We start from the raw sequence: 2,970 nt of genomic DNA, 5'->3' as shown, positions 1-2,970 counted from the left end.
GGAGGAAAGGAAATCAATTGATACTCCCCTAGTAGCGGCGAGCGAACGGGGACCAGCCGAGCCTTGAGAGTGAATAGAATGGTCTGGAATGGCCAACCATAGTGGGTGACAGTCCCGTATATGAAGCTCGATGGGACGTATTAAGTAGGGCGGGACACGTGAAATCCTGTCTGAAGATCGGGGGACCACCCTCGAAGGCTAAGTACTCCTTGCTGACCGATAGTGAACCAGTACCGTGAGGGAAAGGTGAAAAGCACCCCGACGAGGGGAGTGAAACAGTACCTGAAACCGAACGCCTACAATCAGTCGGAGCTTCCTTGCGAAGTGACGGCGTACCTTTTGTATAATGGGTCATCGACTTGGTCTATCTAGCAAGCTTAAGCCGTTAGGTGTAGGCGCAGCGAAAGCGAGTCTTAATAGGGCGTTGAGTTAGATGGATCAGACCCGAAACCGAGTGATCTAGGCATGACCAGGATGAAGGTAAGGTAACACTTACTGGAGGTCCGAACCCACACCTGTTGAAAAAGGTCGGGATGAGTTGTGCCTAGGGGTGAAAGGCCAATCAAACTCGGAGATAGCTGGTTCTCCGCGAAATCTATTTAGGTAGAGCGTCATCCGAATACCCCCGGGGGTAGAGCACTGGATGGGTAATGGGGCCCCACAGGCTTACTGATCCTAACCAAACTCCGAATACCGGGGAGTACTAGATGGCAGACACACGGCGGATGCTAACGTCCGTCGTGGAGAGGGAAACAACCCTGACCTACAGCTAAGGCCCCCAATTCATGGCTAAGTGGGAAAGCAGGTGGGACGACCAAAACAACCAGGAGGTTGGCTTAGAAGCAGCCATCCTTTAAAGATAGCGTAACAGCTCACTGGTCTAATCAAGTTGTCCTGCGGCGAAGATGTAACGGGGCTCAAGCCATGAGCCGAAGCTTAGGATGCACATAGTGCATGGTAGCGGAGCGTAGTGTGACATAGAACTCTGTCTCTTCTATCGCGTCGTTATGGACAGCGCAGCAATGCGCTCAAGTAGCGAAGCGGTAGCGCAGACATGAGTTCTTTCTGTGAAGCCGGCGCGTGAGCGATCCGGTGGAGAGATCACTAGTGAGAATGATGACATGAGTAGCGACAAAGAGTGTGAGAGACACTCTCGCCGAAAGTCCAAGGGTTCCTGCTTAAAGCTAATCTGAGCAGGGTAAGCCGGCCCCTAAGGCGAGGCCGAAAGGCGTAGTCGATGGGAACCAGGTTAATATTCCTGGGCCATGTGGTGGTGACGGATTGCGACGGTTGTTCATCCTTATCGGATTGGATGGGCCGCTTAGCAGTTCCTGGAAATAGCCCCACTTTAGGACCGTACCCTAAACCGACACAGGTGGACTGGTAGAGCATACCAAGGCGCTTGAGAGAACGATGTTGAAGGAACTCGGCAAAATACCTCCGTAAGTTCGCGAGAAGGAGGCCCGGTTCCTAGGCAACTAGGAGCTGGGGGCACAAACCAGGGGGTGGCGACTGTTTACTAAAAACACAGGGCTCTGCGAAGTCGCAAGACGACGTATAGGGTCTGACGCCTGCCCGGTGCCTGAAGGTTAAAAGGAGGGGTGAGAGCTCTGAATTGAAGCCCAGGTAAACGGCGGCCGTAACTATAACGGTCCTAAGGTAGCGAAATTCCTTGTCGGGTAAGTTCCGACCTGCACGAATGGCGTAACGACTTCCCCGCTGTCTCCAACATCGACTCAGCGAAATTGAATTGCCTGTCAAGATGCAGGCTTCCCGCGGTTAGACGGAAAGACCCCGTGCACCTTTACTACAGCTTCGCACTGGCATCAGGATTGTGATGTGCAGGATAGGTGGTAGGCTTTGAAGCAGGAACGCCAGTTTCTGTGGAGCCAACAGATGAGATACCACCCTTCGCACTCTTGATGTCTAACCGCGGTCCGTTATCCGGATCCGGGACCCTGCGTGGCGGGTAGTTTGACTGGGGCGGTCGCCTCCTAAAGCGTAACGGAGGCGCGCGAAGGTTGGCTCAGAGCGGTCGGAAATCGCTCGTTGAGTGCAATGGCAAAAGCCAGCCTGACTGCAAGACTGACAAGTCGAGCAGAGACGAAAGTCGGCCATAGTGATCCGGTGGTCCCAAGTGGGAGGGCCATCGCTCAACGGATAAAAGGTACGCCGGGGATAACAGGCTGATACTGCCCAAGAGTCCATATCGACGGCAGTGTTTGGCACCTCGATGTCGGCTCATCTCATCCTGGGGCTGGAGCAGGTCCCAAGGGTATGGCTGTTCGCCATTTAAAGAGGTACGTGAGCTGGGTTTAGAACGTCGTGAGACAGTTCGGTCCCTATCTGCCGTGGGTGTAGGATACTTGAGAGGAGTTGCCCCTAGTACGAGAGGACCGGGGTGAACGATCCACTGGTGGACCAGTTGTCATGCCAATGGCAGTGCTGGGTAGCTATGATCGGACAGGATAACCGCTGAAGGCATCTAAGCGGGAAGCCCCCCTCAAAACAAGGTATCCCTGAGGGCCGTGGTAGACCACCACGTCGATAGGCCGGAGATGTAAGCGCAGCAATGCGTTCAGTTGACCGGTACTAATGGCCCGACAGGCTTGATCCGATCCAGTAAAAGACAGGTTCCCTGTCAATACGGATCCGGAAGCATACACACCAATAGTTGTACAAACCTGGACATGTTGATTTGACTGCTGCGCCTGGAAATTCCACGGTGTGGGGCCCGCGTTGTCGCCTTCGGCGAAACGCTACTCCCCACTCAAACCGAGGAAAAACCAACCGCAGCGGTGGTTCTTCCTCGGTTTGGTGGTCACAGCGCGAGCAAAACACCCGGCTCCATTCCGAACCCGGCCGTTAAGTGCCGTTGCGCCGATGGTACTGCGTCTCAAGACGTGGGAGAGTAGGTCACCGCCAAACCTAGCAAGAACCACAAACCGTCTCTCTAAACGATCACAGCGA

At 54.3% G+C, this 2,970-nt stretch carries 2 rRNA genes; both read left to right on the top strand.

The annotated features are described in order from the left end of the window. Positions 1-2,617: ribosomal RNA gene (locus tag ATI53_RS22585) — 23S ribosomal RNA — on the top strand; the annotation flags it as partial. Positions 2,618-2,813: 196 nt separating this feature from the next. Then, positions 2,814-2,928, top strand: a 5S ribosomal RNA gene (gene rrf / locus ATI53_RS22580). Positions 2,929-2,970: the final 42 nt, after the last annotated feature.

The sequence above is a fragment of the Salipiger aestuarii genome, assembly GCF_003259905.1.
In the GTDB taxonomy this organism is placed as follows: Bacteria; Pseudomonadota; Alphaproteobacteria; order Rhodobacterales; family Rhodobacteraceae; genus Salipiger; species Salipiger aestuarii.
The sequence above is the reverse complement of the archived record's forward strand: the minus strand, read 5'-3'. Positions and strand labels throughout refer to the sequence as shown.